The organism is Streptomyces sp. NPDC026659 (genome assembly GCF_040638245.1).
Taxonomy (GTDB): Bacteria; Actinomycetota; Actinomycetes; order Streptomycetales; family Streptomycetaceae; genus Streptomyces.
Genome location: NZ_JBEZXY010000003.1, coordinates 122,878 through 149,155, shown reverse-complemented (window position 1 = coordinate 149,155; position 26,278 = coordinate 122,878). Strand labels below are relative to the sequence as shown.

At 73.1% G+C, this 26,278-nt stretch carries 18 protein-coding genes, 2 tRNA genes and 1 pseudogene; 15 read left to right on the top strand and 6 right to left on the bottom strand.

What is annotated here, in order from left to right; genetic code table 11:
* The first annotated feature begins 88 nt into the window (after positions 1-88).
* Positions 89-970 carry a LysR family transcriptional regulator gene (locus AB0E91_RS09565; RefSeq protein ID WP_361777733.1) on the top strand — a complete coding sequence of 294 codons (882 nt, stop codon included), beginning with the start codon at positions 89-91 and terminating at the stop codon, positions 968-970.
* 16 nt (positions 971-986) lie between these two features.
* Here the strand turns inward: AB0E91_RS09565 and AB0E91_RS09560 are convergent, their stop codons facing one another.
* Positions 987-1,853 carry a bifunctional DNA primase/polymerase gene (locus AB0E91_RS09560; RefSeq protein WP_361777730.1) on the bottom strand — a complete coding sequence of 289 codons (867 nt, stop codon included), beginning with the start codon at positions 1,851-1,853 and terminating at the stop codon, positions 987-989.
* Positions 1,854-2,107: 254 nt separating this feature from the next.
* Between AB0E91_RS09560 and AB0E91_RS09555 the strand changes: the two genes are divergently transcribed.
* Entirely contained in the window at positions 2,108-2,719 is a 612-nt protein-coding gene (locus AB0E91_RS09555; protein WP_361777727.1) for a SigE family RNA polymerase sigma factor, read from the top strand.
* Positions 2,720-2,883: 164 nt separating this feature from the next.
* Complete coding sequence (locus AB0E91_RS09550) at positions 2,884-4,542, top strand: long-chain fatty acid--CoA ligase (RefSeq protein ID WP_361777724.1); 1,659 nt, start codon at positions 2,884-2,886, stop codon at positions 4,540-4,542.
* 84 nt (positions 4,543-4,626) lie between these two features.
* Here the strand turns inward: AB0E91_RS09550 and AB0E91_RS09545 are convergent, their stop codons facing one another.
* Entirely contained in the window at positions 4,627-8,943 is a 4,317-nt protein-coding gene (locus AB0E91_RS09545) for a PAS domain-containing protein (protein WP_361777721.1), read from the bottom strand.
* A gap of 373 nt (positions 8,944-9,316) precedes the next feature.
* On the opposite strand from AB0E91_RS09545, the gene AB0E91_RS09540 reads away from it, so the two are divergent.
* The 5 genes from AB0E91_RS09540 (at position 9,317) to AB0E91_RS09520 (ending at position 12,393) form a co-directional block, all read left to right on the top strand.
* A tRNA-Ser gene (locus AB0E91_RS09540) sits at positions 9,317-9,407 on the top strand.
* A gap of 257 nt (positions 9,408-9,664) precedes the next feature.
* A tRNA-Arg gene (locus tag AB0E91_RS09535) sits at positions 9,665-9,737 on the top strand.
* 100 nt (positions 9,738-9,837) lie between these two features.
* The gene (locus AB0E91_RS09530) at positions 9,838-10,476 is read left to right on the top strand and encodes a hypothetical protein (protein ID WP_361777718.1); all 639 of its coding nucleotides are present in this window, start codon (positions 9,838-9,840) and stop codon (positions 10,474-10,476) included.
* A gap of 68 nt (positions 10,477-10,544) precedes the next feature.
* Positions 10,545-11,051 carry a SigE family RNA polymerase sigma factor gene (locus AB0E91_RS09525; RefSeq protein ID WP_361777715.1) on the top strand — a complete coding sequence of 169 codons (507 nt, stop codon included), beginning with the start codon at positions 10,545-10,547 and terminating at the stop codon, positions 11,049-11,051.
* Positions 11,052-11,157: 106 nt separating this feature from the next.
* Complete coding sequence (locus AB0E91_RS09520; RefSeq protein WP_361777712.1) at positions 11,158-12,393, top strand: hypothetical protein; 1,236 nt, start codon at positions 11,158-11,160, stop codon at positions 12,391-12,393.
* On the opposite strand, the pseudogene AB0E91_RS09515 reads toward AB0E91_RS09520, so the two are convergent.
* Positions 12,320-12,544, bottom strand: a pseudogene (locus tag AB0E91_RS09515) (MarR family transcriptional regulator); the annotation flags it as partial. The gene AB0E91_RS09520 and the pseudogene AB0E91_RS09515 overlap by 74 nt on opposite strands.
* Positions 12,545-12,696: 152 nt before the next feature.
* Between AB0E91_RS09515 and AB0E91_RS09510 the strand changes: the two are divergent.
* The 7 genes from AB0E91_RS09510 (at position 12,697) to AB0E91_RS09480 (ending at position 22,278) form a co-directional block, all read left to right on the top strand.
* A complete protein-coding gene (locus AB0E91_RS09510; protein ID WP_361777709.1) occupies positions 12,697-13,593 on the top strand; it encodes a DUF2797 domain-containing protein in 897 nt (298 codons plus the stop codon).
* Between the two features lie 188 nt (positions 13,594-13,781).
* A complete protein-coding gene (locus AB0E91_RS09505) occupies positions 13,782-14,522 on the top strand; it encodes a response regulator transcription factor (protein WP_361777706.1) in 741 nt (246 codons plus the stop codon).
* A 20-nt stretch (positions 14,523-14,542) separates the two neighbouring features.
* Positions 14,543-16,168: a HAMP domain-containing sensor histidine kinase gene (locus AB0E91_RS09500; RefSeq protein WP_361777703.1), complete on the top strand. Its 1,626-nt coding sequence runs from the start codon at positions 14,543-14,545 to the stop codon at positions 16,166-16,168.
* Positions 16,169-16,182: 14 nt separating this feature from the next.
* Complete coding sequence (locus AB0E91_RS09495; RefSeq protein WP_361777700.1) at positions 16,183-17,697, top strand: glycosyltransferase; 1,515 nt, start codon at positions 16,183-16,185, stop codon at positions 17,695-17,697.
* Entirely contained in the window at positions 17,694-19,916 is a 2,223-nt protein-coding gene (locus tag AB0E91_RS09490; protein WP_361777697.1) for a glycosyltransferase family 39 protein, read from the top strand. Before AB0E91_RS09495 ends, AB0E91_RS09490 begins: the two co-directional genes overlap by 4 nt.
* Before the next feature lie 62 nt (positions 19,917-19,978).
* A complete protein-coding gene (locus AB0E91_RS09485) occupies positions 19,979-21,430 on the top strand; it encodes an MFS transporter (protein ID WP_361777694.1) in 1,452 nt (483 codons plus the stop codon).
* 92 nt (positions 21,431-21,522) lie between these two features.
* Complete coding sequence (locus tag AB0E91_RS09480; RefSeq protein ID WP_361779032.1) at positions 21,523-22,278, top strand: TetR/AcrR family transcriptional regulator; 756 nt, start codon at positions 21,523-21,525, stop codon at positions 22,276-22,278.
* 10 nt (positions 22,279-22,288) lie between these two features.
* Here AB0E91_RS09480 and AB0E91_RS09475 read toward each other — a convergent pair whose 3' ends face one another.
* The 3 genes from AB0E91_RS09475 to AB0E91_RS09465 form a co-directional block, all read right to left on the bottom strand.
* Positions 22,289-22,756 (bottom strand): PPOX class F420-dependent oxidoreductase, encoded by a 468-nt coding sequence (locus AB0E91_RS09475; RefSeq protein ID WP_161181732.1) that lies wholly within the window; start codon positions 22,754-22,756, stop codon positions 22,289-22,291.
* 89 nt (positions 22,757-22,845) lie between these two features.
* On the bottom strand, positions 22,846-23,667 hold the full coding sequence (locus tag AB0E91_RS09470; protein WP_361777690.1) for a YceI family protein: 822 nt from the start codon (positions 23,665-23,667) through the stop codon (positions 22,846-22,848).
* A gap of 85 nt (positions 23,668-23,752) precedes the next feature.
* Positions 23,753-26,278, bottom strand: coding sequence for an MFS transporter (locus AB0E91_RS09465; RefSeq protein WP_361777687.1), 2,526 nt, complete (start codon positions 26,276-26,278; stop codon positions 23,753-23,755).

Below are 26,278 nucleotides of genomic sequence, written 5' to 3'. Positions count from 1 at the left end.
TGTGTTCCACGATCCGCCGGGGCGCGGTGACCATCAAGCGCGGATCGGTCTACGGTCGTTGAGCCTGGCTCAACGAACGGGGGACCTCATGCTGGAACGGATCGAACTGGAAGCCTTCCTGGCGCTCGCGGAGGAGCTGCACTTCGGCCGCACCGCCGAGCGGCTCGGGGTGACGACCGGGCGGGTCAGCCAAGTGATCAGGAAGGTGGAGCGGCGGGTCGGCGGCCCGCTGTTCGAGCGGACCAGCCGGAGCGTGCGGCTCACCCCGGCCGGGCGGCGGCTGGCCGACGACCTCGCCCCGCTCGCCGCCGGGATGGCCGAGGCGCTGCGCAGGGCCGCCGACGCCAGCCGCGGGATCACCGGTGAGTTCCGGGTCGCCTTCCTCGGCGAGTGGACGGCCCCCACGCTGCTGAAGGCGGTCACGCTGTTCGGGGAGCGGCACCCGGAGTGCCGGGTGACCGTACGGGAGGCGCAGCTGTCCGACTCCCGCGCGAGCCTGCTCGACGGCTCGGTGGACGTGCTCGTCGCCGCGTACCCCTTCGACGGCATGGCCTGCGGGCCCGCCCTGCTCACGGAGCGGCGGATGCTCGCCGTCGCCGCCGAGCATCCGCTCGCGCGGGAGGAGTCGGTGTCCGTCGAAGTCCTCGCCGACCACCCGGTGGTGCAGTACCCCGAGGTCACCTCCGCCGCCTTCAAACGGGACCGCACACCGGAGCGGACGCCCTCGGGCCGCCCGGTGCCGAAGGGCCCCGCCGGGCGCACCTTCTCCGAGATGCTGACGCTGGTCGCGATGGGCCGGGGTGTCCTCCCCGTGGGCGAGCACGCCCGCCGGTACTACCCGCGCCCGGACCTCGCGTACGTCCCACTGCACGACGCCCCGCCGATCCGGCGGGGGCCGGTGTGGCGGGCGGACAACACCAGTGAGCGGGTGCGGGAGTTCGTGCGGGCGGCGGTGGACGCGTCGGCGTGAGGCGCGACCGGGGGTGTCAGGACTCCCGCCCCGCCACTCGCGCCGCCGACGCGATCGTCGCGCGCGCCTCCGGCTCCGGCAGGCCCGTGGCCAGGGCCGCTTCGAGGAGGGGGACGGTCAGGGCGGGGCCGAGGCCGGACTCGTGGGCGCGGCAGGCGGCCCAGAAGAGGCGGGTGTTGCGCTGGCCCTCGTGGGCGGTCAGGACGAAGTGGAGCAGGCCCCGGCCGTCGCCGGGGGAAGGCCGGGTCGTGCGGCGGGGCGGGCGGGGTGGCGGTACGAGCAGGCGCAGCAGGTTGCGCGGGCAGGGCGCCGGGCGCAGGCGGGCGGTGCCGGGGGCCGTGACGTAGACGCCGTGGGCGGTGCGGGAGCCGGGGCCGACCAGGTAGCCCCCGGCGCCCCGGATGTCGATGCCGGGGGCGACGCGGCTCGCGGAGTTGGGTACGACGGTGTCCGGCGGGGCGGTGAGCCAGAGGTGGCGGCCGCCGCTCGGGGTGAGGACGACGACCGTCTCGGGGACGGCGAACCGGAACCTGAGGCCCAGGGCGCGCAGCGCGGCCGGGGCGTCGGTGCCGGGCTTGGTGTCCAGGTCGACGCCGACGAGGTGGTGCGGGGGCAGGCCGCAGGCGATGCCGTAGCCGGTGGCCCAGGGCGCGGCGGCGAACAGTTCGCGGATGCGGGCGGGGTCGGTGGAGGCGTCGTGGACGCCGTGGCCGGGGCGGCCGCACTCGCCGTGGCAGGGCGGACGCACGGGGTCGGCGCGGTGGGGCGAGCGCAGCGCCGGGAGCTTGGTCCGGGACAGGGGGAGGACGGCCAGGCCGCGTTCGGCGGCCGAGAGGGCGTGGGCGAGGGCCAGGGTGGTGACCTGCCGGCGGAAGGTGGCCATGGAACGATAGTCGTACGCATGTTCGATGATCGCCAGAGGGCCTCGGGGTCTGCCTCGGCCGCCCTTCGGGTCCGTCCCGCCCGACCCCGTGGGTCCGTCCCGGCCGGTCCCCTCAGGGTCAACCCTCAGGCCGGGCAGAGCCGTACTCCACCCACAGGAGGTGGGGGCGCGCCCGGCCCTCCGACCTGAGGCGGACCCCGCTTCGGGACCTGCGGCCGATCCGCCGAAGGCACCCTCGCTCCTAGCGTGGAGTCATGACCGCACCCGTCTGCACCAGCGCCTCGGCCGCCGCCGCACCAGCGCGGCAGACCCTTCCGCACCCCAGGCTCCGTACCGCGGCGACCACGTACTCGTCGTTCTCCTCCTACGTCCGCGCCAGGCGCCCCGTGCTGCTGCGCACCGCCCGCTCGCTGACCACCAACCCGAACGACGCCGAGGACCTGCTCCAGACCGCGCTCGCCAAGACGTACGCCGCCTGGGAGCGGATCGAGGACCACCGGGCGCTCGACGGCTATGTGCGGCGCGCCCTGCTCAACACGCGGACCTCGCAGTGGCGCAGGCGCAAGGTGGACGAGTTCGTCTGCGACGAGCTGCCCGAGCCGGAGCCGCTCGCGGGCGGCGCCGACCCGGCCGAACGGCAGGCGCTGCACGACGCGATGTGGCGCGCGATCGCCAAACTCCCCGCCCGCCAGCGCGCGATGGTCGTCCTGCGCTACTACGAGGACCTGAGCGAGGCCCAGACCGCCGACCTGCTCGGCGTCTCCGTGGGCACGGTCAAGTCGGCGGTGTCGCGTGCGCTCGGCAAGCTGCGCGAGGACCCGGAGCTGGGGGTCGTACGCCGGGACGGGTCGGACGCGGGGGTCTGATCCGGCCGGGGCGGGAAGGGGGTCCGGGGGTGTCACCCTGAGCCCCTCTCGCCCCCGCCCACCGGCGAGTTTCGGCCCCCCTAGTGACATACCGCGCGGTATGTGCGCAGAATCAGCGCGACTCTACTTCCGCTTAGGCAATGTTGCCGGGGAGGACGCCCGCCGTGCTGAGCACCATGCAGGACGTACCGCTGCTGATCTCGAGGATTCTCACCCACGGGTCGACCGTCCACGGATCGTCGCGGGTCATCACCTGGACCGGGGAGGGCGAGCCGCACCGCCGCACCTTCGCCGAGATCGGCGCCCGGTCGGCCCGGCTGGCGCACGCCCTGCGGGACGAGCTGGGGGTGGAGGGCGACGAGCGCGTGGCCACCCTGATGTGGAACAACAGCGAGCACGTCGAGGCGTACTTCGCGATCCCCTCCATGGGCGCCGTCCTGCACACCCTCAACCTCCGCCTTCCGGCAGAGCAGTTGGTGTGGATCGTCAACCACGCCGCCGACCGCGTGATCATCGTCAACGGCTCGCTGATCCCGCTGCTCGCGCCCCTGCTGCCCCAACTCCCCACCGTGGAGCACATCGTCGTCGTGGGCCCCGGCGACCGCGCCCCGCTGGCGGGCGCCACCGCGCGCGTGCACGAGTACGAGGAGCTGCTCGACGGGCGCCCGGACAGCTACGACTGGCCCGAGCTGGACGAACGCCGGGCCGCCGCCATGTGCTACACCTCCGGCACCACCGGCGACCCCAAGGGCGTGATCTACAGCCACCGTTCGATCTACCTGCACTCCATGCAGGTCAACATGGCCGAGTCGATGAGCCTCACCGACTCGGACACCACGCTCGTCGTGGTCCCGCAGTTCCATGTGAACGCGTGGGGCCTGCCGCACGCCACCTTCATGTCCGGCGTCAACATGCTGATGCCCGACCGCTTCCTCCAGCCCGCCCCGCTCGCCGAGATGATCGAGTCCGAGCGCCCCACGCACGCGGCCGCCGTCCCCACCATCTGGCAGGGACTCCTCGCCGAGCTGCGCGCCAAGCCCCGTGACGTCTCCTCCCTCGGCCAGGTCACCATCGGCGGCGCGGCGTGTCCGCCCTCCCTGATGGAGGCGTTCGACGAGCTGGGGATGCGGGTCTGCCACGCCTGGGGCATGACGGAGACCTCGCCGCTCGGCACGGTGGCCCGTCCGCCGGCCCACGCGATCGGCACCGACGAGGAGTTCGGCTACCGCGTCACGCAGGGCCGCTTCCCGGCGGGCGTCGAGGCCCGCCTCACCGGCCCCGACGGCGAACGCCTGCCCTGGGACGGCGAGTCGGCGGGCGAGCTGGAGGTGCGCGGCCCCTGGATCGCGGGCGCCTACTACAACGGCCCCGACGCCGAACCCCTGCGCCCCGCCGACAAGTTCAGCGAGGACGGCTGGCTGAAGACCGGCGACGTCGGCATCATCTCCCCGGAGGGCTTCCTCACCCTCACCGACCGCGCCAAGGACGTCATCAAGTCCGGCGGCGAGTGGATCTCCTCGGTCGACCTGGAGAACGCGCTGATGTCCCACCCGGACGTCGCCGAGGCGGCCGTGGTCGCCGTGCCCGACGACAAGTGGGGCGAACGCCCGCTCGCCACCGTCGTGTTGAAGGAAGGCGCCCAGGTCGGCTTCGAGGCACTGCGGGCCTTCCTCTCCGAGGAGGCCGGGGTCGCCCGCTGGCAGCTGCCCGAGCGCTGGACCATCGTGGAGACGGTCCCGAAGACCAGCGTCGGCAAGTTCGACAAGAAGAAGATCCGCGAGGCCCACCGGCTGGGCAAGCTGGACGTGACCAAGCTGGCCTGACCGCCGGCCCCTTACGGGATCGGGCCCCACCGAGTGGTGGGGCCCGTACGGTTTTTCCCTTACGGCTACGGCCGGCTGGTACCGCTAGTTCGTGCCGATCCGCGCCAGCAGATCCACGATCCGCGACTGCACCTCGTCGGTGGTCGCGCGCTCGGCGAGGAACAGCACCGACTCGCCCGAGCCCAGCCGGGGCAGGTCGCCGGGGTCGACGGTCGCGGTGTAGACGACCAGCGGGGTACGGGTGAGCTGCCCGTTCGTCCGCAGCCAGTCCACGATCCCGGCCTGCTGCCGCTGCATCTGCAGCAGATCCATGACGACGAGGTTCGGCCGGAACTGCCCGGCCAGCGTCACCGCGTCGCCGTCGCTCGCCGCCCGCGCCACCTGCATCCCGCGCCGCTCCAGCGTCGCGGTCAGCGCCAGCGCGATCTCCGCGTGCTCCTCGACCAGCAGCACCCGCGGCGGATGCTGCTCACTGTCGCGCGGCGCCAGCGCCTTGAGGAGTACGGCCGGATCGGCGCCGTACGCCGCCTCGCGGCTCGCCTGGCCGAGCCCGGCCGTCACCAGCACCGGCACCTCGGCGGCGACCGCCGCCTGGCGCAGCGACTGCAGCGCCGTACGCGTGATCGGGCCGGTCAGCGGGTCCACGAACAGCGCGGCCGGGAACGCGGCGATCTGCGCGTCCACCTCCTCGCGCGAGTGCACCACGACGGGACGGTAACCACGGTCGCTCAGCGCCTGCTGGGTCGTGGTGTCCGGCGCGGGCCACACCAGCAGCCTGCGCGGATTGTCCAGCGGCTCCGGGGGCAGCTCGTCGTCCAGCGGCTGCGGGCGCGGGGTGTCCGCGACCTCGACGGCACCGCCGGGACCGTCCAGCGGCTCGGGCCCCTCGGCGGCGTTCGCGTCCGGTGCCCCTATGGCGTACGAGCGCCCGATGCCCTCGGTACCGGGGGCGAGCCTGACCTGCCCGGCCATGGACGGCTGCGCGGGTACGGCTTCTCCGGCCGGTTGCGGCCTGCCGGGCTGCTCCGGCTGCGCCTCGGGGCGCGCGGCCGGGGGCGTCCCCAGCTTGCGGCGCCTGCCACCGCCGTTCGTCCCGTGCGGGGGCGGGGTGGCGCCGGGCTGCGGCGCCTGCTGCACCTGCGCGGCCTGGCGGACGAACGGCACGCCCTGGCCCAGCGTCCGCACGCTGATCGCGTGCCCCTGGGTGGAGGTGGGGTCGTACGCGGGCGCGCCGGGCGCCTCCGCAGGCAACGGCTGCGCCGCACGCGGCGGCAACGCGGACGCCTTCGGCGCGGGCACGCCCGCCCCGGCCGTGTCGTCCTCGTCGTCATCGGGCCACGGCTGCGGGAACGCGGGCGCGGCGGCCTCGGCGGGGAGCGGCTGGGGACCGGGCTGCGGGGCCGCCTGCGCGGCGGCTTCGGCGCTGGCCGGGGCCTGAGCGGGGATGGCCTGGGCCGGGATCGGCGCGACCTGTCCGGGAACCGGCAGCGGCTGACCGGGGGCGGCCACGGGAGCGCCGGGTGCCTGAGCCGGGAGGGCGACGGCCTGTCCGGGCACGGGTACGGGCTGTCCGGGCGCCGGTACGGCGGTGCCGGGAGCCTGTCCGGGTACGGCGACTGCCTGACCGGGGACCGAAACCGCCTGACCAGGTACGGGTACGGCCTGCCCGGGAACCGGAACGGCCTGTCCCGCCACAGCGGCGGGCTGCCCCCCGGCCGGTACCGGCTGACCGGGCACCGGCACCCCACCCGGGGCGGGCGCCTGCGCCGGAACCCCCGGCGCACCCGGCACCGCGCCCGGCTGAGCCTGCGGGGCGACCGTTGCCATGCCCTGCGCCTCCCGCGTCGGCTCGCTCGGCTGGGCCACCGCGCGGCGGCGGCGTCCGGTGGGCGAGGTCGTGGGGTGCGGCTGGGGCGGAGTGTGATCGTCGGCGTCGTCGACGGAGACGGCGTCGTGCCGCCCCTCGTCAGCCGAAACCGGAGACGGAACCGGAGCCGGAGCCAGCGCGGGCATCCCGGCAGGGATCTCGGGCGTGCGGTCGGCCTCGGCGGGTGGCAGGGCGAAGACGGGGCGCGGCCCCTGGTCGGCGGCCTCCGGCGCGGCATCGGCCGCTTCCGGAGCGCTGCCCAGCGCACGCCGGCGCCGTCCGGTCGGCTGTACGGCCTCGGCCACCCTCGGGTCGGGGGCGGCGGGCAGCGCGGGCGGCAGGGCCGGCTGTTCCTCGCGGCCGCCGGAGGCGGGAACGCCCTGCGGCGGAACGGCGGCACCGAGCCCCGAGGCCACGGCGGCCGTCCCGGCGGCGTGCTCGGCCGCCGTCATCACGGCACCCTCGGCCACCGCGTCCTGACCGGCATCAGCACCGGCACCGGCACCCGCACTGCCGTCGGCGGGCCGTCCGCGCCGCCGTCCCGTACCGCCGGACGCCGCCTGCGCGGTCTCCAGCGCGGCCGGTCCGCCCTCCTCCTGGGCCGGGGCACCGCGCCTGCGGCGCCGTCCGGTCGGCGCGGGGGCGGGTCCGTCGCCGCTCACCGGACCGGCGGCGGACAGGTCGCTGTCGAGGAAGGCGTCGGTGGAGGACCGCCGGACCCGGCGCCCCGCGTCCTGCGCCTCCGGAGCCGGGGTCTCCTCGGCCACGTCCTCCTGGACGGCCGGGAGCCGCAGGGCGACCGTCCCGGCGCCACCGCCGAGCGGCACCTCCAGGACGTACGCGCTGCCGCTCATGCCCGGAACCTCGTGGGTCTGGAGCACACCGCCGTGCGCGCGGACGATCCCGCGCACGATCGGCTCGTGCACCGCGTCGCCCCCGGCGTACGGGCCGCGCACCTCGATCCGGGCGACCTCGCCGCGCTGGGCGGCGGCGACCACGACCGTGTTGTCCAGGTAACCGCCCGCCGAGACGGGCGCGTTGCCGGTGGCGTCCACGCCCGCGACGTCCGCCACGAGGTGGGCGAGCGCGGTGGCGAGCCGCTGCGGGTCGACCTCGGCCTCGATGGGCGGGGCGTGCACGGCGAACTGCACGCGGCCGGGACCGATCAGCTCGACGGCGCCGTCCACACCGGCGGCGACCACGGCGTCGAGCATCACCTTCGTACGGGTGATGTCCTCGGTGCCGGAGTCCAGGCGCTGGTAGGAGAGGACGTTGTCGATGAGGGCGGTGATGCGGGCGTAGCCGGCGGACAGGTGGTGGAGGACCTGGTTGGCCTCGGGCCACAGCTGCCCGGCGTCGTCGGCGGCGAGGGCGGCCAGTTCGCGGCGCAGCTCGTCGAGGGGGCCGCGCAGGGAGCCGTCGAGCAGGGTGAGCAGCTGCTCGTGCCGGGCGGCGAGGGCCTCGTGGCGGTCCTTCTCGCGCTCGGCGAGGGCCGCGTACCGCTCCTCGCCCGCCGCCAGCTCCTCCTCGTGCTTCTCGCGCAGCCCGGCCAGCTCGGTGTCGCGCTCCTCGCGCAGCTCGGCGAGCCTGGTGTCCCGGTCCTCGCTCAGCTCCTCCAGCTCGGCCACGTGCTTCTGGCGCAGCGCGGTCAGGTCGGAGGCGTGCTCCTCGGAGAGCTTCTCCAGCTCCTCGGCGTGCGCCTTCTCCAGCGCGGACTTCTCCACCGAGAGCGTCTCGTAGGCGCGCCGGTCGGTGAAGGTCATGACGGCGCCGACCAGCTGGTCCCCGTCGCGCACGGGCGCGGTGGTCAGGTCGACCGAGACCTCGTCGCCGTTCTTGGCCCACAGCACCTGCCCGCGCACCCGGTGCTTGCGCCCGGAGCGCAGGGTGTCGGCGAGGGGGGACTCGGCATACGGGAAGGGGGAGCCGTCGGCCCGCGAGTGCAGGACGAGGTTGTGCAGCTCCTTGCCGCCCAGCTCGCCCGCGCGGTAGCCGAGGATCTGCGCGGCGGCCGGGTTGACCAGCACGATCCGCCCGTCGGTGTCCGTACCGACGACGCCCTCGGAGGCCGCCCGCAGGATCATCTCGGTCTGCCGCTGCGAACGCGCCAGCTCGGCCTCGGTGTCCACGGTCCCGGACAGGTCCCGTACGACGAGCATCAGCAGCTCGTCACCGGTGTAGCCGGAACCGTCGTACGCCTGCTGCCCGTTCTCCAGGTTCGCGCTGGTGACCTCGACCGGGAACTCGGTGCCGTCGGTGCGCCGGGCGACCATCCGCGTCGGCTTCGTGCGGCCGCGCGGGTCCATGTGGTCGGGGCGGCGCATGGAGCCGGGGATCAGCTTGGAGTCGAACTGCGGCAGCAGATCGAGCAGGCCGCGCCCGACGAGCGCCGTGCCGGGGGACTCGAAGGTCTCCAGGGCGATGGTGTTGGCGTTGACGACGGTCCCGTTGGCGTTGACCAGGAGCAACGCGTCGGGCAGCGCGTCGAGTATGGCTGCGAGGCGAGCAGCGCCTCGGGATGGCCTGCTGCTCACGAGACGCTTCCTCCCTGTTACCGCACCTTGCCTACCGCTCGGGCCATCTTGCCAACCGGCCCGCGGGGGTGTCACGCGAGGGAGTCTAAGGGCAGCGGTCGCGCTCGCGGCGCCGGATACGGGGGAGGTCCCACGAGGAAGTGACCCCGAACATGTGCCCACCCACGCCCCCGGCCGCCGGGCCCCGACTTCTCCCCCGCCCTTCCTCCTCCCCTTCCCCTTCTCTTCTCCCCCTCTCCTCCGCCACGCCAGAGAAGCCCTTTGCCCTGCGGCCCCCGCGCCTAGTACCGTGGGGGTCGATTGGTGACGCGGCGCTCGCCTGTGTCATCATCTGCACGCACCAATCGCGCGCTCGCGTGTGATCGGTTGTGCTGGAGGCGTCGCCTAGTCCGGTCTATGGCGCCGCACTGCTAATGCGGTTTGGGTCTTAAAGCCCATCGAGGGTTCAAATCCCTCCGCCTCCGCACCATCCCGAAGCCCCGGTCCCCAGGACCGGGGCTTCGGCGTTTCCTGATCAGGTTTCCTGATCGCGTTTCCATGATTCCGTCCCGCGTCCGACTGCCGGGGCCGACCTGTCCCGCCTCACCCCGGATTGGCGTTTCTGCAGGTCAGAGGGGGTGATCGGATCGGATTTCACATGACGGCGGCAGTCATGTAATGTTCTTCCTGTCGCCGGGACGGGCCGAAAGGGCCGGAACGGAAGACAAAAACAAAAGAACAAGCACTCGTAGCTTAACGGATAGAGCATCTGACTACGGATCAGAAGGTTGCAGGTTCGAATCCTGCCGAGTGCACAGTGAAGAGGCCCCGGAGAGATCCGGGGCCTCTTGCGTTTGCCGTACTTCGTGATCAGGATCCGGGGCTGAACCGGAAATGGGGGCGGAGTTGGGCGTCATGGGTGCGTGGGTCATCGGGACGGTGCCCGATGCGGAGTTGAGCGAGCTGTTGCGCGCGGCGGTTCGGGCCTCGCCGCCGACACCGATGCCGTCGTACGCCCACGTGCCCGGGGAACTGGCCTGGTGGCGGAGCACGGTCCCGGAGTCCTTGTTCAGCGCCTCCGAGTCCGAGCCCGGCAGTTGGGTCGCCGGTGAGGACGCCTTCCGGCTGAGCGCGTTCTTCGACGGCTGCCAGGACGACTCCGATCCGGTGGAGGCGCTGGGCGACGCCGTCATGGACGCGTTCCCGCCCCAGGGGGAGGAGGGGCTGTTCGCCGCCGTGGCGCGCAAGGCGAGTCCCTTCTCGGCCCTGGCCTACGCCCTCGGCCCCGATGCGATGTTGCGGCTGCCGGGCTGGTTCGGGGACTTCCTGCTGTCCGCCGAGGAGGTGCGCGCCCGGCTTCCCGCGGCCGAGGAGGCCCTCGCCCTGACCGGAACCCGGCGGCGTGACGTGGCCGAGCGGATCCACCGGTGGATGACCGGCCTGGGGGACGATCCCGACCACGACGCCGAGGCCCTCCTGGACGGCCCCCTGCGCGTGCTCCGCCACGCCGCCCGTACCGGCCAGGGCGCGGCCGGCCTCGTCCGCCGGTACTGACGGCACCTCTGTAACGTCCCCACCCCCCATCGCGTGTAAAGGGTGACTTCGGATCACGGAAGGGTGCCATGGTTGGCAGAGCGGGGCGGGAGTACCAGGAGTTCGCGGCGGCGCGGGGGGCGCATCTGTTCCGTACCGCGTGTCTGCTGACCGGGGGTGACTGGCATCTGGCCGAGGACCTGGTGCAGGAGACGCTGGCGAAGATGTACTGCTCGTGGCGGCGGATCAACCGGGACAGCTCGCCGGTGGCCTACGCCAACACCGTGCTCACCCGCACGTTCCTCTCGTACCGCCGCAAGCGCAGTTCCTCCGAGCGGCCCAGTGAATGGATGCCCGAACGGGTGGGCCGCTCCGACGACGCGGAGCTGAGGCTGACCCTGCTGGAGGGGCTGGCCCGGCTGTCGGCCAAGGACCGTGCCGTGCTGGTGCTGCGGTACTGGGAGGACCGGTCGGTGGAGGAGACCGCCGAGGTCCTCAGGGTCTCGCCGGGCGCGGTCCGGACGCAGAGCCTGCGCGCGCTGCGACGGCTGCGTGCCGTACTCGGCGACCAACTGGCCGAGCTGGCACTCCGGTAGACCCGTCAGGCGGCACCTGTCAGCCGTCACCAGAAACCAGACCCGTCATCGTCCGGGGCCTCGCGCCCCCTCACCGTCGTACCCGCACAGGAAACGGAGATTCGTCATGCCCACAGACGCCAACGACGCGTTCGAGCGGCGGCTGCCCGCCGCGCTGGACGACGCCGCCCACACCCTTCCCCCGCTGCCCCCCGGCCTGCTGGAGCGCGCCGCCCAGCGCGGGCGCCGACGGCGGATGTGGCGGGCCGCGCAGGTGGGGGGCGGTGCCGTGCTGACGGTGGCCGCGCTCGGTGGGGCGCTGGTGGGCGCCGGGGTCCTCGGGGGCGCCGGAACACCGGCGGCGGTTCCGGCGTCGATCGGGCCCGCCGCTCCCGCCTCCGCCCCCGGCAGCCCGGTGCCGTCCGTCAGCGGGAACGACGTGGCGGCCACGCTGCGGAGCCTGATGCCGAAGAGCGGCACCGTCTCGCAGGTGTCGGGCACGCGAACGCCCGACGCCCTCTCGGCCAAGCTCGTCCACACCGACGCGGGGGGTGCGTCGACCGCGCTCGACATCATGATCTCCCGGCAGCAGGCGGGCGGCTGCATGCCCGTCGAGGTGCGGCCGTACGACACGTGCACGACGAAGCGGTTCCCCGACGGCTCCGTGCTGAACTCCACCAAGTCCTTCACCTATCCGAGCAGCCCCGGCGGGCAGCGGCGTTGGTACGTGGAGTACATCACCGGCGACGGCGTACAGCTGTCCCTGGAGGAGTTCGGCGGGGGCGGCGAGAAGGAGTCCGCGACGGGCGTCGAGCCGGGGCTCTCCCTCGACCAGCTCGGTGAGATCGTCCGGAGCCCGGCCTGGCGCACGGCCATCGCCTCCCTTCCGGCCCAGGACAGTGCGGAACCGGGTCCGAGGGAGGAGGGGATGCCCTCCGCCGACCGGATGACCTCGGTGCTCACCGCCCTGCTGCCGAAGGGGCACGTCTCGGACGTGAACAGCTCCCCCGGCATGGTGCAGTTGGTGCACGACGACGGCGCCGGGAAGACCATGTTCGAGGTGGACGTCCAGCCGAACCGGGCCGAGCTGCTGGCCAGGCGCATGGGCTGCGATGGCGGTCCCCTCGTCTGCGACAGCGGGGTCCTGAAGGACGGGACCAAGGTCAAGATGACCCGGAGCCACTCCGAGAAGGGCGGCAAGGCAGCCGTCTGGCAGGTCGACACGCTGCGCCCCGACGGCCTGCGCGTCCTGGTGCGGGAGATCAACTCCTACGCCGAGGCGGGCCCCGTCACCCGTCCCGCCCCCGAGCTGGGCATGGAGCGGCTGCGGGTGATCGCCCTCGACGAGCGGTGGCGCCACTGACGTCGGTGAGGACGCCGAGTCCGGCGGGGGAGTACGCCGCGAAGAGGGCCGTGAGGTTCTCGTAGCGGCAGGCGTACTCCCCCCCGACCCGGCTCACCGCGTCCGGTACGGCGGCCACGCGGACGCGGCGGCGGTCCGCGGGGTCGGCACGCGACCTGGCGGGCCCGGAATCTCGTCGTCACCGACGCTGTGCGGGGGTGCGTGCGGCAGGCGGGGAACGCGGGGGACGGCGTGCCGGTGTACGTGCTGCCGTGACCCGGTGCGCGCCCGTGCTGTCGGTGCCGTCTCCTACCCTCGACCGTGATGACAGCTACCGCACGCGTATGGAGATGCTCCGGCCTCCGCTGGACCCCGGAGGGCCCCGCGCTGGTGTGGGACGGCGGACGGCGCAGCCCGCTGACCCGGGGGAAGCGGGTCGCCTTCGCCGTGGCGGAGGGCACGACGCGCCGGTGCGTAGGCGCACGCGGGAACGACTGCCCGTTGCGGGCGGCGGTGTCGGGGCGGAGCACCGGTGCCCGGTGCGAGGAGTGCGCACGGCTGGACCGGGCGCATTCGGTGGCCGCCGACACGCTGGCCGACGATCCGCGTCCGTACCGTGTCTATCTGGCCTGGTTCGGCCCCGGCATGACCAAGGTCGGCATCACGGCCGCCGAACGGGGTTCCGCGCGCCTGCTCGAACAGGGCGCCGTCTGTTTCAGCTGGCTCGGTACCGGTCCCCTGATGGCGGCCCGCCGCACCGAGGAGCTGCTGCGCGCCGCGCTGAACGTGCCGGACCGCGTGCCGTACGCCGAGAAGCGCGCCGTACGGGCGCAGTTGCCGCAGACGGGCATCGAACGTGCGCGAGAAGTGAGTGAGTTGCATGCTCGGGCCCGCGCTCTGCCCGCCTGGCCCGAGTCCCTCGACCCCGCTCCCTGCCAAGTCGTCGACCACATCGAGGCGTTCGGCATCCAGCAGGCCGAACCCGCCTTCGCCGACGTGCGCGAACTGATCCCCGGCGGCACCCTCGCCGGTGAACTCGTCGCCGTCGCCGGACCCGATCTGCACCTCGCTGTCGCCGGTCATGGAGTCGTCGTCCTCGACACACGGCTGATGACCGGCTGGGACCTCGTCACGCCACAGCCGTCGCACAGCGGCGAACCGATCATCCCGGTAAGGAAGTTCACGTCCGGGTCGGCCAACCGCCAGGACGGCCTCTTCTGACGGGTGCCGTCCTGCCCCGCCCTGCGCCGAACGGGCACGGCAATCCCCCATGAATCACCCAAGCGTTCCCCACCCATTTCCCAAACAACCCCCCGATCGGCCCCTTTCCGATCACCCCTCGCGCATTTCTCAGTGAAATCACAGATTCCCGAAAGTCTCTTCTCAGAGGCCGCGGACATGGTTCCGCCATGACCACGACCTCGCCCCAGGGGCGCACCGAACTGCTGAGGCCGGACGGGAGCCCCGTCCGTGTGCTGGTGGTGGACGACGAGCTGTCCATCACCGAACTGCTGAGCATGGCCCTGCGGTACGAGGGCTGGCAGATCAGGAGCGCGGGGGACGGTCAGGGCGCGCTGCGCACCGCGCGGGAGTTCCGGCCCGATGCCGTGGTCCTGGACATGATGCTGCCGGACATGGACGGCCTGACCGTGCTGAGCAGGCTGCGCCGTGAACTGCCCGACGTGCCCGTGCTGTTCCTCACCGCCAAGGACGCGGTGGAGGACCGGATCGCCGGCCTCACGGCGGGCGGCGACGACTACGTGACCAAGCCGTTCAGCCTGGAGGAGGTCGTGGCCCGGCTGCGCGGGTTGATCCGCCGCTCCGGGGCCGCCGACCGGAGGTCGGACTCCATGCTGGTGGTCGGCGACCTGACCCTGGACGAGGACAGCCACGAGGTGATGCGGGGCGGCGACTCCATCCACCTCACCGCGACCGAGTTCGAGCTGCTGCGCTTCCTCATGCGCAACCCGCGCCGGGTGCTCAGCAAGGCGCAGATACTGGACCGGGTCTGGTCGTACGACTTCGGTGGGCAGGCCAACGTGGTCGAGCTGTACATCTCGTATCTGCGCCGGAAGATCGACGCGGGCCGGGAGCCGATGATCCACACCCGGCGCGGCGCGGGTTACCTGATCAAGCCCGCCGTGTCATGAGCGGTCATGGCCGCCGTGTCATGAGCGGGCGTCGGCGGCCGCGAGGGACCGGCGGTCGCCTGACGGCGCGGCCGCGCACGCTGCGGACCCGGCTCGTCTTCGCGTCCGTGGCGCTGATCGCCGTGGTGGCCGCGGTGATCGGCACGGTGACCACGCTGGCCCTGCACGAGCATCTGTACGACCAGCTGGACGGCCAGGTGCGGGAGGTCGCCCAGCGCGCGGGTTTCCGCCCGTTCCAGCTCCCCGGCATCGGGGACACCGATCCGGGGAACGGAGCCGGTACCGCGGGGGACATGTCGACCCCGGGCCAGAAGGTCCGCACGCTGCTCACCACGGGACCGACGCGCCGCGGGACCGTCGCCGGGTTCGTGCGGGACGGCCAGGTGGTCGTCGCCGCCCGGACCGTGGAGCACAGCGACACCCTCAACAGGTACCAGATGCGCGCGACAGCGCTCACCGACGAACAGGTCACGGCGCTGTCCACGGTGTCCCGGGACCACAGTCCGCACACCGTGCACCTGCCGGGACTCGGCGACTACCTCGTACGGTTCACCACGGGCAGCAACGGCACGGACCAGTTCTACGTCGCCCTGCCGACCGCCGACGCCGACGACACCGTGGACACCCTGATCCTGGTCGAGGTCTGTGTCACGTTCGCCGGACTCGTCGCCGCCTCGCTGGCCGGGGCGGTCATCGTCGGCGTGGCCACCCGCCCGCTGCGCAAGGTCGCCGCCACCGCCACCCGGGTCTCCGAACTCCCGCTGCACAGCGGCGAGGTGAACCTCAGCGAGCGTGTCCCGGAGTCCGAGTGCGACCCGCAGACCGAGGTCGGCCGGGTCGGCGTCGCGCTCAACCGGATGCTCGACCATGTGCACGGCGCCCTGCACGCCCGCCAGGAGAGCGAGACGCGGGTACGGCAGTTCGTCGCCGACGCCAGCCACGAGCTGCGCACCCCGCTCGCCTCGATACGCGGCTACGCCGAGCTGACCCGGCGCGGCCGCGAACCCGTCGGCCCGGACACCCGGCACGCGCTGGGCCGGATCGAGTCCGAGGCGGGGCGGATGACACTGCTCGTGGAGGACCTGCTGCTGCTCGCCCGGCTGGACGCGGGCCGTCCGCTCCAGTTCGAGCCGGCCGACCTGATCCCGCTGGTCGTGGACACCGTCAGCGACGCGCGCGCGGCCGGGCTCGGCCACAACTGGCGGCTCGACCTGCCCGACGAGCCCGCGCTCGTGACCGGAGACGCCGCCCGGCTGCACCAGGTGCTGGTCAACCTGCTGGGCAACGCCCGCAAGCACACCCCGCCGGGCACCACGATCACCGCGCGGGTGCGCCGGCAGGGCGCCTGGATGTGCGTGGACGTCGAGGACAACGGCCAGGGCATCCCGCCCGAGCTGCTGCCGCACGTCTTCGAACGGTTCGCGCGGGGCGACTCGGCGCGCTCGCGCGCCACCGGCTCCACCGGCCTGGGCCTCGCCATCGTGCGGGCCGTCGTCCTCGCGCACGGCGGTGACGTGCACGTGGAGAGCGTCCCGGGCCGCACGGTGTTCACCGTTCGACTGCCCCTGACGCCGGGTCAACCGGAACAATGGCCTCACTCACAGTCGGACCACAGCGTCACCACACCTGCGCGACAGGGCGCCTGACAAGAGTCACTTCCATGCGAAGCGACTCTTCTCCCGGCACCCTGCCGGCGCGGGAGCACCTCCCCGCCGACGCCGCGGGCACGCCGGTCCTGGACGTAGTCATCCCGGTCTACAACGAGGAGAAGGACCTCGAACCGTGCGTGCTCAGGCTGCACGAGCACCTGACCCGCACCTTCCCGTACGGCTTCCGCATCACCGTCGCGGACAACGCGTCCACCGACACCACCCCGCTCGTCGCGGCCCGCCTCGCCGCCGCCCTCCCCGAAGTGTCCGTCCACCGCCTTGAGCAGAAGGGCCGGGGCCGCGCCCTGCGGACAGTGTGGTCCGCCTCCGACGCGCCGGTCCTCGCCTACATGGACGTCGACCTGTCCACCGACCTCAACGCCCTGCTCCCGCTGGTGGCCCCGCTGATCTCCGGCCACTCCGACCTCGCGATCGGCTCCCGGCTCAGCCGGGCCTCCCGGGTCGTGCGCGGCCCCAAGCGGGAGTTCATCAGCCGTGGCTACAACTTGATCCTGCGCGGCTCGCTCCAGGCCCGCTTCTCCGACGCGCAGTGCGGCTTCAAGGCCATAAGGCGCGACGTCGCCCAGATCCTGCTGCCGCTGGTGCAGGACACCGGCTGGTTCTTCGACACCGAGATGCTGGTGCTGGCCGAGCGGGCCGGGCTGCGCATCCACGAGGTGCCGGTGGACTGGGTCGACGACCCGGACTCGACCGTGCACATCGTGCGCACCGCGACCGACGACCTCAAGGGCGTCTGGCGCGTCGGCCGCGCGCTCGCCACCGGCTCGCTCCCGCTGGACCGCCTCGCCCGCCCCTTCGGCGACGACCCGCGCGACCGCGAGATCTCCGACGTGCCCCGCGGGCTTGCCCGCCAGCTGGTCGGCTTCTGCGTGGTCGGCGGCCTGTCCACGCTGTTCTATCTGCTGCTCTACAGCGTCTTCCGGCAGTTCTCCGGCTCCCAGGTGGCCAACGCCGTCGCCCTGCTGCTCTCCGCACTCGCCAACACCGCCGCCAACCGCCGCCTCACCTTCGGCGTGCGCGGCCGGGGCGGGGCCGTACGGCACCAGGCGCAGGGCCTGGTCGTCTTCGCCATCGGGCTCGCCCTGACCAGCGGCTCCCTGGCCGCCCTGAGCGCGGCCACCACGCACCCCGCGCACTCCACCGAACTCGCGGTCCTCATCGCCGCCAACCTCGCGGCCACCGTCCTGCGCTTCCTCCTCTTCCGCGCCTGGGTCTTCCCGGACCGCTCCGAGCAGGCACCGCGGCCGGCCCCGCCCACCGAACAGAGCGCGCCCTTCGAGCCGTTCACCCCGGCCGAGCCGCTCCCGCACCGCCTCGCGGCGCGGCACGAGTACGGCGGCTACGACGCCCAGCCGCCGTACGCCCCGGAGCAGTCCCACGCCCCGCACGCCGCGTATGCCACCCAGACCACCTACGACCCCCACACCCCGTACGCCCCACCGACCCCGTACGACGACCAGACCGCCCCGCACTCGACCACCACCCGACCGGGGGACACCCGATGACCACGCAGTACGACCGGCTCACCCCGCCGGAGGTGCCCGCCCCGGCATCCGAACCCGGCGCCCCCCGGCCCCCGTTCGCCCGCAGGGCGTGGCGCGGCCGGCCCGAGGACCCGGCCTGGGCGCGCCCTGCCTTCCTCGGCCTGCTGGCCGCGACCTTCCTGCTCTACCTCTGGAACCTCGGCTCCAACGGCTACTCCAACTCCTTCTACGCGGCGGCCGTGCAGGCGGGCAGCAAGTCCTGGAAGGCGTTCTTCTTCGGCTCGCTGGACGCGGGCAACGCCATCACCGTCGACAAGCCCTCGGCGTTCCTGTGGCCGATGGAGCTGTCGGTCCGGATCTTCGGGCTCAACACCTGGGCGCTCCTCCTGCCCGAGGTCCTCATGGGCGTCGGCGCGGTGGCGGTCGTGTACGCGTCCGTACGGCGCCGGTTCAGCCCGGCCTCCGGTCTGATCGCGGGCGCGGTGCTCGCGCTGACCCCGGTCGCGGCGCTGATGTTCCGGTTCGACAACCCGGACGCGATGCTGGCCCTGCTGATGGCGCTGGCCTGCTACTTCGTCGTCCGCGCGGTGGAGGACGGGCGGACGAAGTGGCTGGTGTGGGCGGGTGTCGCGATCGGCTTCGCGTTCCTCGCCAAGACGCTCCAGGCGTTCCTGATCCTGCCGCCGCTGGCGCTGGTCTACGCCGTCTGCGGGCCCACGCCCCTGCGTAAGCGGCTCGGGCAGCTCGCCCTCGCGACCGGCGCGCTCGTCGTCTCGGGCGGCTGGTGGGTCGCGGTGGTCGAGCTGTGGCCCGCGTCCTCCCGCCCGTACATCGGCGGTTCGCAGAACAACAGCTTCCTGGAGCTGACCTTCGGCTACAACGGCCTCGGCCGCCTCAACGGCGAGGAGACCGGCAGCGTCGGCGGCGGTGGCCGGGGCGGCCCCGGCGGGGGCGGCGCCTGGGGTACGACCGGCTGGGACCGGATGTTCGGCTCCGAGGTCGGCAGCCAGGTCTCCTGGCTGCTCCCGGCCGCGCTGATCCTGCTGGTCGCGGGCCTGTGGGCGACGCGCAAGCTGAAGCGCACGTCCGTCACCCGCGCCTCGTTCCTGGTCTGGGGCGGCTCGCTGCTGATCACGATGGTGGTCTTCAGCTACATGGCGGGCATCTTCCACCAGTACTACACGGTCGCCCTCACCCCGTACCTCGGCGCGGTGACCGGCATGGGCGCCGGGCTGCTGTGGGAGCGGCGCAAGGAGACCTGGTCCGCTCTCGTCCTGGCCGCCGCCTCGGTGGCCGGGGGCGCGTGGGGATACGTACTGCTCAACCGCACGCCCGACTATCTGCCCTGGCTGAAGTGGCTGGTGCTGGTCGGCGCGCTCGTGGCCGCGCTCGGTCTGGTCTTCGTCGCCCGGGTGGGCCGCCCGCTCGCCCTCGGCGCGGCCGGGCTCGGCCTGGCGGCGGCGCTCGCCGGTCCCACGGCGTTCACGCTGAGCACGGTCGACTCGGCCCACACGGGCTCCATTCCGACGGCGGGTCCGGCGGGCGCGAGCATGATGGGCTTCGGCGGCCGGCGCGGTGGCCTCGGTGCCTTCGGCGAGGGCATGGCGGGAGCGGGCGGCAACCGGCAGGGGATGCCCGGCGGAAACGGCCAGGGCGCGCCGAACGGCGGCGGCTTCCCGGGCGGCGGCGGAATGCCGGGTGGCGGCCAGAACGGCAACGGCTTCCCCGGTGGCGGCATGCCCGGCCAGAACGGCAACGGTTCGGCGCAGGGCCAGCGGGGCGGCACCGGCTTCCCGGGCGGCCTCTCGATGGGCGAGGGCGGCCGGATGGGCGGGGGCATGGGCGGCCTGCTCGACGGCGCCAAGGTCTCCGCCAAGGCCAAGAAGCTCCTGGAGACGGACGCCGACGCCTACACCTGGGTCGCCGCCTCCACCGGCTCGCAGAACGCCGCGAGCTACCAGCTCGCCACCGGCGATCCGGTGATGGCCATCGGCGGCTTCAACGGCACCGACCCGTCCCCGACGCTCGCCCAGTTCAAGAAGTACGTGACCGACGGCAGGATCCACTACTTCATCGCGGGCGGCGGCATGGGCGGCGGTATGGGCATGGGTGGCGGTGAGGGTGGTCGCGGCGGCAGCGGCACCGCGTCCGCCATCTCCACCTGGGTCGAGGCCAACTTCACGAAGGTGACGGTCGATTCGGCCACCTTCTACGACCTGACCCGGCCGAAGAAGAGCTGACCCCGGCACCGCGGAGGCAATTCCGCTGTACACCGTATAGCGCCCGCTATACGGTGTACAGTATGTCCGCCTCCCCCGAGCCGCCCGCACCCCGGACGCCCCAGGCACCCCCCGCTCCCCGGGCACCCGAGGGACACTCCCGCCGCTGGCTGATCCTCGGCGTCATCTGCCTGGCCCAGCTCACCGTGCTGCTGGACAACACGGTGCTGAACGTGGCCATCCCCTCGCTCACCCGCCTGCTGCACGCGGGCACCGCCGACATCCAGTGGATGATCAACGCGTACTCGCTGGTCCAGTCGGGCCTGCTGCTCACGGCGGGCAGCGCGGCCGACCGCTTCGGCCGCAAGAAGATGCTGCTCGCCGGGCTCGCGGTGTTCGGCACCGGCTCGCTGGTGGCCGGACTCGCCGACAGCACCGGCCAGTTGATCGCCGCGCGGGCCGGGATGGGCGTCGGCGGCGCGCTGCTGATCACCACCACGCTCGCGGTCGTCATGCAGATCTTCACGCCCGCGGAACAGCCCAGGGCGATCGGCATCTGGGCGGCGGTCAACTCGCTCGGCTTCGCGGTCGGCCCGCTGATCGGCGGCTTCGTCCTGGACCACTTCTGGTGGGGCGCGATCTTCCTGATCAACATCCCGGTCGCCGTGCTCGGCCTGATCGCGGTCGCGGCCCTCGTGCCCGAGTCGAAGGCGGTGCCCGCCGAGGCGCGCGGCGGCCGTCCCGACCTGCTCGGCGCGCTGCTGTCCACCGTCGGCATGGCCGCCCTGGTGTTCGCGGTCATCTCCGGCCCGCACCACGGCTGGACCTCTCCCCGCGTCCTCGCCACGGCGGCCGGGGCCGTGCTCGTCCTGGCCCTCTTCGCGTACTGGGAGAGCCGGGTCCCCGAGCCGATGCTCGACCCGCACTTCTTCCGCGACCGCAGGTTCACCGGCGCGGTCGCCGGGGTCGTGCTCATCACCTTCGGCATGGGCGGCGCGCTGTTCCTCCTCACCCAGCACCTCCAGTTCGTGCTCGGCTACGGCCCGCTGGAGGCCGGGGTGCGCACCGCGCCGCTCGCCCTGACCGTCGTGGCGCTCAACTTCTCGGGCCTGTCCGCGAAGTGGGCCGGAAAGCTGGGCACGCCGGTGGCCATAGCCCTGGGCATGGTGCTGATGGCGGCCGGTCTCGTCTCCATCGCCGAGCTGGCCTCCGCCGGGTACGGCGGCACACTGCTCGGGCTCGTGCTGATCGGCGCCGGGTGCGCGCTCGCCAACCCGGCCATGGCGCACGCCATCATGAGCGCGATCCCGCCGGACAAGGCGGGCGTCGGCGCCGGGATCAACGGCACGCTCGCCGAGTTCGGCAACGGGCTCGGGGTGGCCGTCCTCGGCGCGGTGCTCAGCTCCGCCGTGGTCTCGGGGCGTTCGCTGTCGGCCGGGCTCGGCGAAGGACAGCTGGTGGGCGCGGCCGCGGTGCTCGCGGGCGGGTTCCTGGCGGCGGGGCTGCTGCGGCGCGCGGAGCGCACGGCGGCCTGAGGGGCGGAGGATGTGGGTATGCGGCCGGAGGGCCGGGCGACGGGTCTGGCATCGTGACCGGTGACCGGGAGAGCGACGAGGAGGATGCGCCGATGGTGAAGGCGGAGCGGTCGGCGCGGGACAGTGTGTGGCTCGGCGGCAAGGAGCGGCGCGGCACCCGCGCGGGCCAGCCCTCGGGGCTCGACCGGGAGCGGATCACCACCGCGTCGGTACGGCTGCTGGACGCCGAGGGACTGGAGAAGTTCTCCATGCGGCGCCTCGCCGCCGAGCTGAACGTCACTGCCATGTCCCTGTACTGGTACGTCGACACCAAGGACGACCTGCTCGAACTCGCCCTGGACGCGGCCTTCGGCGAGCTGCCGCTGCCCGACTTCGAGGACACCGGCGCCGACTGGCGCGACCAGCTGCGCGAACTGGCCACCGCCTACCGCTCGTTGCTGGTGCGCCACCCCTGGCTGTCCCCGCTCGCGGGCCGCTATCTCAACATCGGCCCGAACTCGCTCGCCTTCTCCCAGGGCATCCGCCTCGCGGTGCGCCGGGCGGGCCTGCCCGCGCACGGGGTGACGGGGGCGATCTCGGCCGTCTTCCAGTTCGTCTACGGCTTCGGCACCATCGAGGGCCACTTCTTCGCCCGCATCGCCGCCACCGGCCTGAGCCCCGACGAGTACTTCGCGCAGGCCATGGCCACCGTCTCCGAAGTCCCCGGCACCGCCGAGATGTTCCAGGAGGCCGGCGAACTGATGGCGGCACGCGGCGGCGACACGGTCGCGGAGATGATGGACCGCGACTTCACCTTCGCCCTGGACCTGCTGATCGCGGGCATCGAGGCGATGGTCGCACGCGGCTGAGCGGCGAGAGCTAGTCGCCCTCCACCAGCCGCGCCGGGAACCCGCCCGTCGCCACCGGACCCCACCGCTCCGGCGTCACCCGGATCACGGACTTGCCCTGGCGGATCATGGCCTGCCGGTACTCGTCCCAGTCGGGGTGCTCGCCCGCGATGTTGCGGTAGTACTCCACCAGCGGTTCGAGGGAGTCCGGTGCGTCGATGACCTCGGCGGTGCCGTCGACCTGGACCCAGGGGCCGTTCCAGTCGTCGCTCAGCACGATCACACTGACCCGGGGGTCCTTCCGGATGTTCCGGGTCTTGGCGCGCTCGGGATAGGTGGCGGCCACGATCCGCCCCGAGTCGTCCACCCCGCAGGTCAGCGGGGACCCCTGGGGCCCGCCGTCGGCACGCCGGGTGAGCAGGATCCCGCGGTGGCGGGGGCGTACGAAGTCCAGCAGCTCGTCGAGCGTCACGCGGGTGTTCGTCGCGATATTCGGCATGGCGGCAGCCTAGGACTACAGCGGCCCGGCCGGGGTGCGCCCCGGCCGGGCCGTGTCGGATTCGTGCGCCGGGTCGAAGGCGCGTCGCGTCAGAGCGCGGGCAGTGTGTCCCCCTGGACCGCCTGGATGTCGAGTTCCACGCGGAGGGTGGTGCCGATGGCGGCGATGCCCGCCTGGAGGATCTGGTTGTAGTTCATCGCGAAGTCGTCGCGGTGCAGCTCGGCCGTCGCGCGGAACGCGGCGCGGGTGCCGCCCCACGGGTCGGCGCCGGTGCCGAGGTAGGCGAGGTCCAGGTCGACCGGCCGCAGCACCCCGCGCATCGACAGCTCGCCGTGCACGGTCCAGCGGTCGGGGCCCGCCTGGGTGATGCCCGAGGAGCGGTAGGTCAGCTCCGGGTGGTGCTCCACGTCCAGGAAGTCGGCGGAGCGCAGATGGGTGTCGCGCATCGTGTTGCCGGTGTCGATGGACTCGGCCCGGATCACCGCCTCCACCCGGGACTTGGCCAGGTCGTCCGGGGCGATCTCGATGCTCCCGCCGAACTCCGTGAACCGGCCCCGCACGCTGGAGATCCCCAGGTGCTGGGCGACGGCGCCGACGGTGGAGTGCACCGGGTCGATGGTCCAGGGTCCGGGCGGCGGCAGCTCGGTGCCGCCCTGCCGGGCCAGCGTCACCGTGCCCGCCTCGGCCCGCCCGCTCGCGGTGACGAAGGCACTGGAGGCGGCGGGCGCGTACCCCACGGCGGTCACGATCACGGTGTACGGACCCGGGGCCAGCACGGTCGTGTCGTGCACGGCGCCGTCGGCGTCGGCCTCGGCCCGCAGCACCTGCGTGCCGGTCATGTCGGTCACCGTGACGACCGCGTGCGACACGGCCCAGCCGTCGCGGGTGCGGATTCTCGCGGTCAGTGCCATCCCGTTCTTCTTCTCCCTGCGCGGTGCTCGCGCGTGTCGATCAAAGCGGCCGGCCCGTGACGCATGCCACGGGCCGGCCGGTGAACTACTCGCCCGGGTGGGCGAGTTCGATGTCGTGCCCGTCGGCCCCGGTGCCGGAGACGGTGAGCGCGGTGGCCACCGGCGGGTACCCGGTCGCGATGACCGTGTAGTCGCCCGCGTCCAGGTCGGTGAAGGCGTACGCGCCGTCCGCCCCGGTGGTGGCGGTGCCGACCACGTTGCCCGCCTGGTCGACGAGCGTGACGCGGGCGTCGGCCAGCGCCCCGTGCGGGGCCCGTACGACACCGCGCAGCAGCGCGCCGGTGTCCAGCTCGGCCTCGACGCGGGTGACGCCGGTGGCCGCGACCTCGACGGGCAGCGCACGCGGCCGGTAGCCGAGCGCGTTGACCGCGACGGTGACCGGGCCCGGCACCAGGTCGGTGAAGCCGAACTCGCCCTGCTCACCGGTGACGGCGGAGGCCAGCAGGTCCCCGCGCACATCGGTGACGACGACCATCGCGTCCCTGACCGGCAGCGCGTTCCCGGCCGCCCGGACCACACCGGTCAGGCCGCTGGTGCCGCTGAGCAGGATGTCGTAGGTCAGCGGCTCCTCGCCCACCACGACGGTGGCGGCCTGCGGCTGGTAGCCGTCGGCGGAGGCGATGAGGACGTACGAGCCGGTGCCCGGCGCGCTGAGCGCGTAGGAACCGTCGGCCTGGGCGACCGCGCGGCCGAGCTGGCGCCCGGTCAGCGAGATCAGCGTGACGGCGGCCTGCGGGACCGGCGCGCTCTCCGCGCCCCGGACATGCCCGCCGACCGGGGTGCCCGTACCGGTGCCCGGCTGGGACTCGGCGACGGAGGCGGCGGCAGTGGTCGTCGTGACCGCGGCCGGAGCCGTGCCGTCGGCCTGCGCATCGGCCCCGCCGATGGCGCCCACCAGCACCGGGACCTCCTGGGACTCGGCGACCACCGGAGCGGCGGCCGGGTCGATCGGGGCCTCGGACTCGGCGCTCTGCGCCAGCGCGCCCTTGGTCCGCAACGGGACCTCCTTGATGAACAGCGTGATCAGGAAGGCGACCGCCGCGAGGAGACCGGCGATGAAGAACACGTCCGCGATGCCGTGGCCGTACGCGCTCTCCATGAGCGTGCGCAGCGGCGCGGGCAGCTTGTTCATGTCCGGGATGGTGTCGGTCGAGCCGGAACCGGCCAGCGCGGCCTGGTACTTCGGGCTGAGCGCGGAGATGCCGTCCTTGACGTAGTGCGTGATCCGGTGGGCCATCACCGCGCCGAGCGCCGAGACGCCCACCGCGCCGCCGAGGGAGCGGAAGAAGGTGACCGTGGAGCTGGCGGAGCCGAGGTCCGCGGGGGACACCTGGTTCTGCGTGGCGAGCACCAGGTTCTGCATCATCATGCCGATGCCGAGACCCAGCAGGGCCATGAAGATGGCCATCTTCCAGTAGTCCGTGTCGTACCGGATGCCGCCGAGCAGCAGCAGGCCCGCCGTGACCAGGACGCCACCGCTGACCAGCCACGCCTTCCAGCGCCCGGTGCGGGTGATGAACTGCCCCGAGACGGTCGAGGAGATGAACAGGCCGCCGATCATCGGAATGGTCAGCACGCCCGACATGGTCGGGGACTTGTCGCGGGCCAGCTGGAAGTACTGGCTGAAGAACACGGTGCCGCTGAACATCGCGACGCCGACGAACAGCGAGGCGAGCGAGGCGAGCGTGATGGTGCGGTTCTTGAACAGCCGCAGCGGGATGATCGGCTCGCTCGCCTTGGCCTCCACGAGCACGAACAGCGCGCCGAGCACGATCGAGCCGCCGACCATCGCGTAGGTCTGCCAGGAGACCCAGTCGTACTTGTCACCGGCGAAGGTGACCCAGACCAGCAGCAGCGAGACGGCCGCCGAGATCAGGAACGCGCCGCCCCAGTCGACCTTGACGTCCCGCTTCACGACGGGCAGGTGCAGGGTCTTCTGCAGCACGATCAGCGCGATGACGGCGAAGGGGACGCCGACGTAGAAGCACCAGCGCCAGCCCAGCCAGGAGGTGTCGGTGATGACACCGCCGAGCAGTGGGCCGCCGACGGTCGCGACCGCGAAGGTCGCGCCGAGGTAGCCGGAGTAACGGCCGCGCTCGCGCGGGGAGATCATCGCCGCCATGACGATCTGCGCCAGGGCGGACAGACCGCCGACGCCGATGCCCTGCACCACGCGGCAGGCGATCAGCATGCCGGGGTTCTGCGACAGGCCCGCCGCCATGGAGGCGACGACATAGATGACCAGGGCTATCTGGACGAGCGCCTTCTTGCTGTACAGGTCGGCCAGCTTGCCCCACAGGGGCGTGGCCGCGGTCATCGACAGCAGGGCGGCGGTGACGACCCAGGTGTAGGCGGACTGGCCGCCGCCGAGGTCTCCGATGATGTGCGGCAGGGCGTTGGAGACGATCGTGGACGACAGGATCGCCACGAACATGCCGAGCAGCAGTCCGGAGAGCGCCTCCATGATCTGCCGGTGCGTCATCGGGGCCTGGTCGGCGCCTCCCCCGTGCTTGGCGTGAGCCCGCACACCGGCCGGTGTGGTTGTTGCCAT

Coding starts and splice junctions, on each gene's coding strand:
- AB0E91_RS09565 (WP_361777733.1), top strand. CDS start 89: ATGCTGGAACGGATCGAACTGGAAGCCTTCCTGGCGCTCGCGGAGGAG.
- AB0E91_RS09560 (WP_361777730.1), bottom strand. CDS start 1,853: ATGGCCACCTTCCGCCGGCAGGTCACCACCCTGGCCCTCGCCCACGCC.
- AB0E91_RS09555 (WP_361777727.1), top strand. CDS start 2,108: ATGACCGCACCCGTCTGCACCAGCGCCTCGGCCGCCGCCGCACCAGCG.
- AB0E91_RS09530 (WP_361777718.1), top strand. CDS start 9,838: ATGGGTGCGTGGGTCATCGGGACGGTGCCCGATGCGGAGTTGAGCGAG.
- AB0E91_RS09525 (WP_361777715.1), top strand. CDS start 10,545: ATGGTTGGCAGAGCGGGGCGGGAGTACCAGGAGTTCGCGGCGGCGCGG.
- AB0E91_RS09520 (WP_361777712.1), top strand. CDS start 11,158: ATGCCCACAGACGCCAACGACGCGTTCGAGCGGCGGCTGCCCGCCGCG.
- AB0E91_RS09510 (WP_361777709.1), top strand. CDS start 12,697: ATGACAGCTACCGCACGCGTATGGAGATGCTCCGGCCTCCGCTGGACC.
- AB0E91_RS09505 (WP_361777706.1), top strand. CDS start 13,782: ATGACCACGACCTCGCCCCAGGGGCGCACCGAACTGCTGAGGCCGGAC.
- AB0E91_RS09500 (WP_361777703.1), top strand. CDS start 14,543: ATGAGCGGGCGTCGGCGGCCGCGAGGGACCGGCGGTCGCCTGACGGCG.
- AB0E91_RS09495 (WP_361777700.1), top strand. CDS start 16,183: ATGCGAAGCGACTCTTCTCCCGGCACCCTGCCGGCGCGGGAGCACCTC.
- AB0E91_RS09490 (WP_361777697.1), top strand. CDS start 17,694: ATGACCACGCAGTACGACCGGCTCACCCCGCCGGAGGTGCCCGCCCCG.
- AB0E91_RS09485 (WP_361777694.1), top strand. CDS start 19,979: ATGTCCGCCTCCCCCGAGCCGCCCGCACCCCGGACGCCCCAGGCACCC.
- AB0E91_RS09480 (WP_361779032.1), top strand. CDS start 21,523: ATGGTGAAGGCGGAGCGGTCGGCGCGGGACAGTGTGTGGCTCGGCGGC.
- AB0E91_RS09475 (WP_161181732.1), bottom strand. CDS start 22,756: ATGCCGAATATCGCGACGAACACCCGCGTGACGCTCGACGAGCTGCTG.
- AB0E91_RS09470 (WP_361777690.1), bottom strand. CDS start 23,667: ATGGCACTGACCGCGAGAATCCGCACCCGCGACGGCTGGGCCGTGTCG.
- AB0E91_RS09465 (WP_361777687.1), bottom strand. CDS start 26,278: ATGGCAACAACCACACCGGCCGGTGTGCGGGCTCACGCCAAGCACGGG.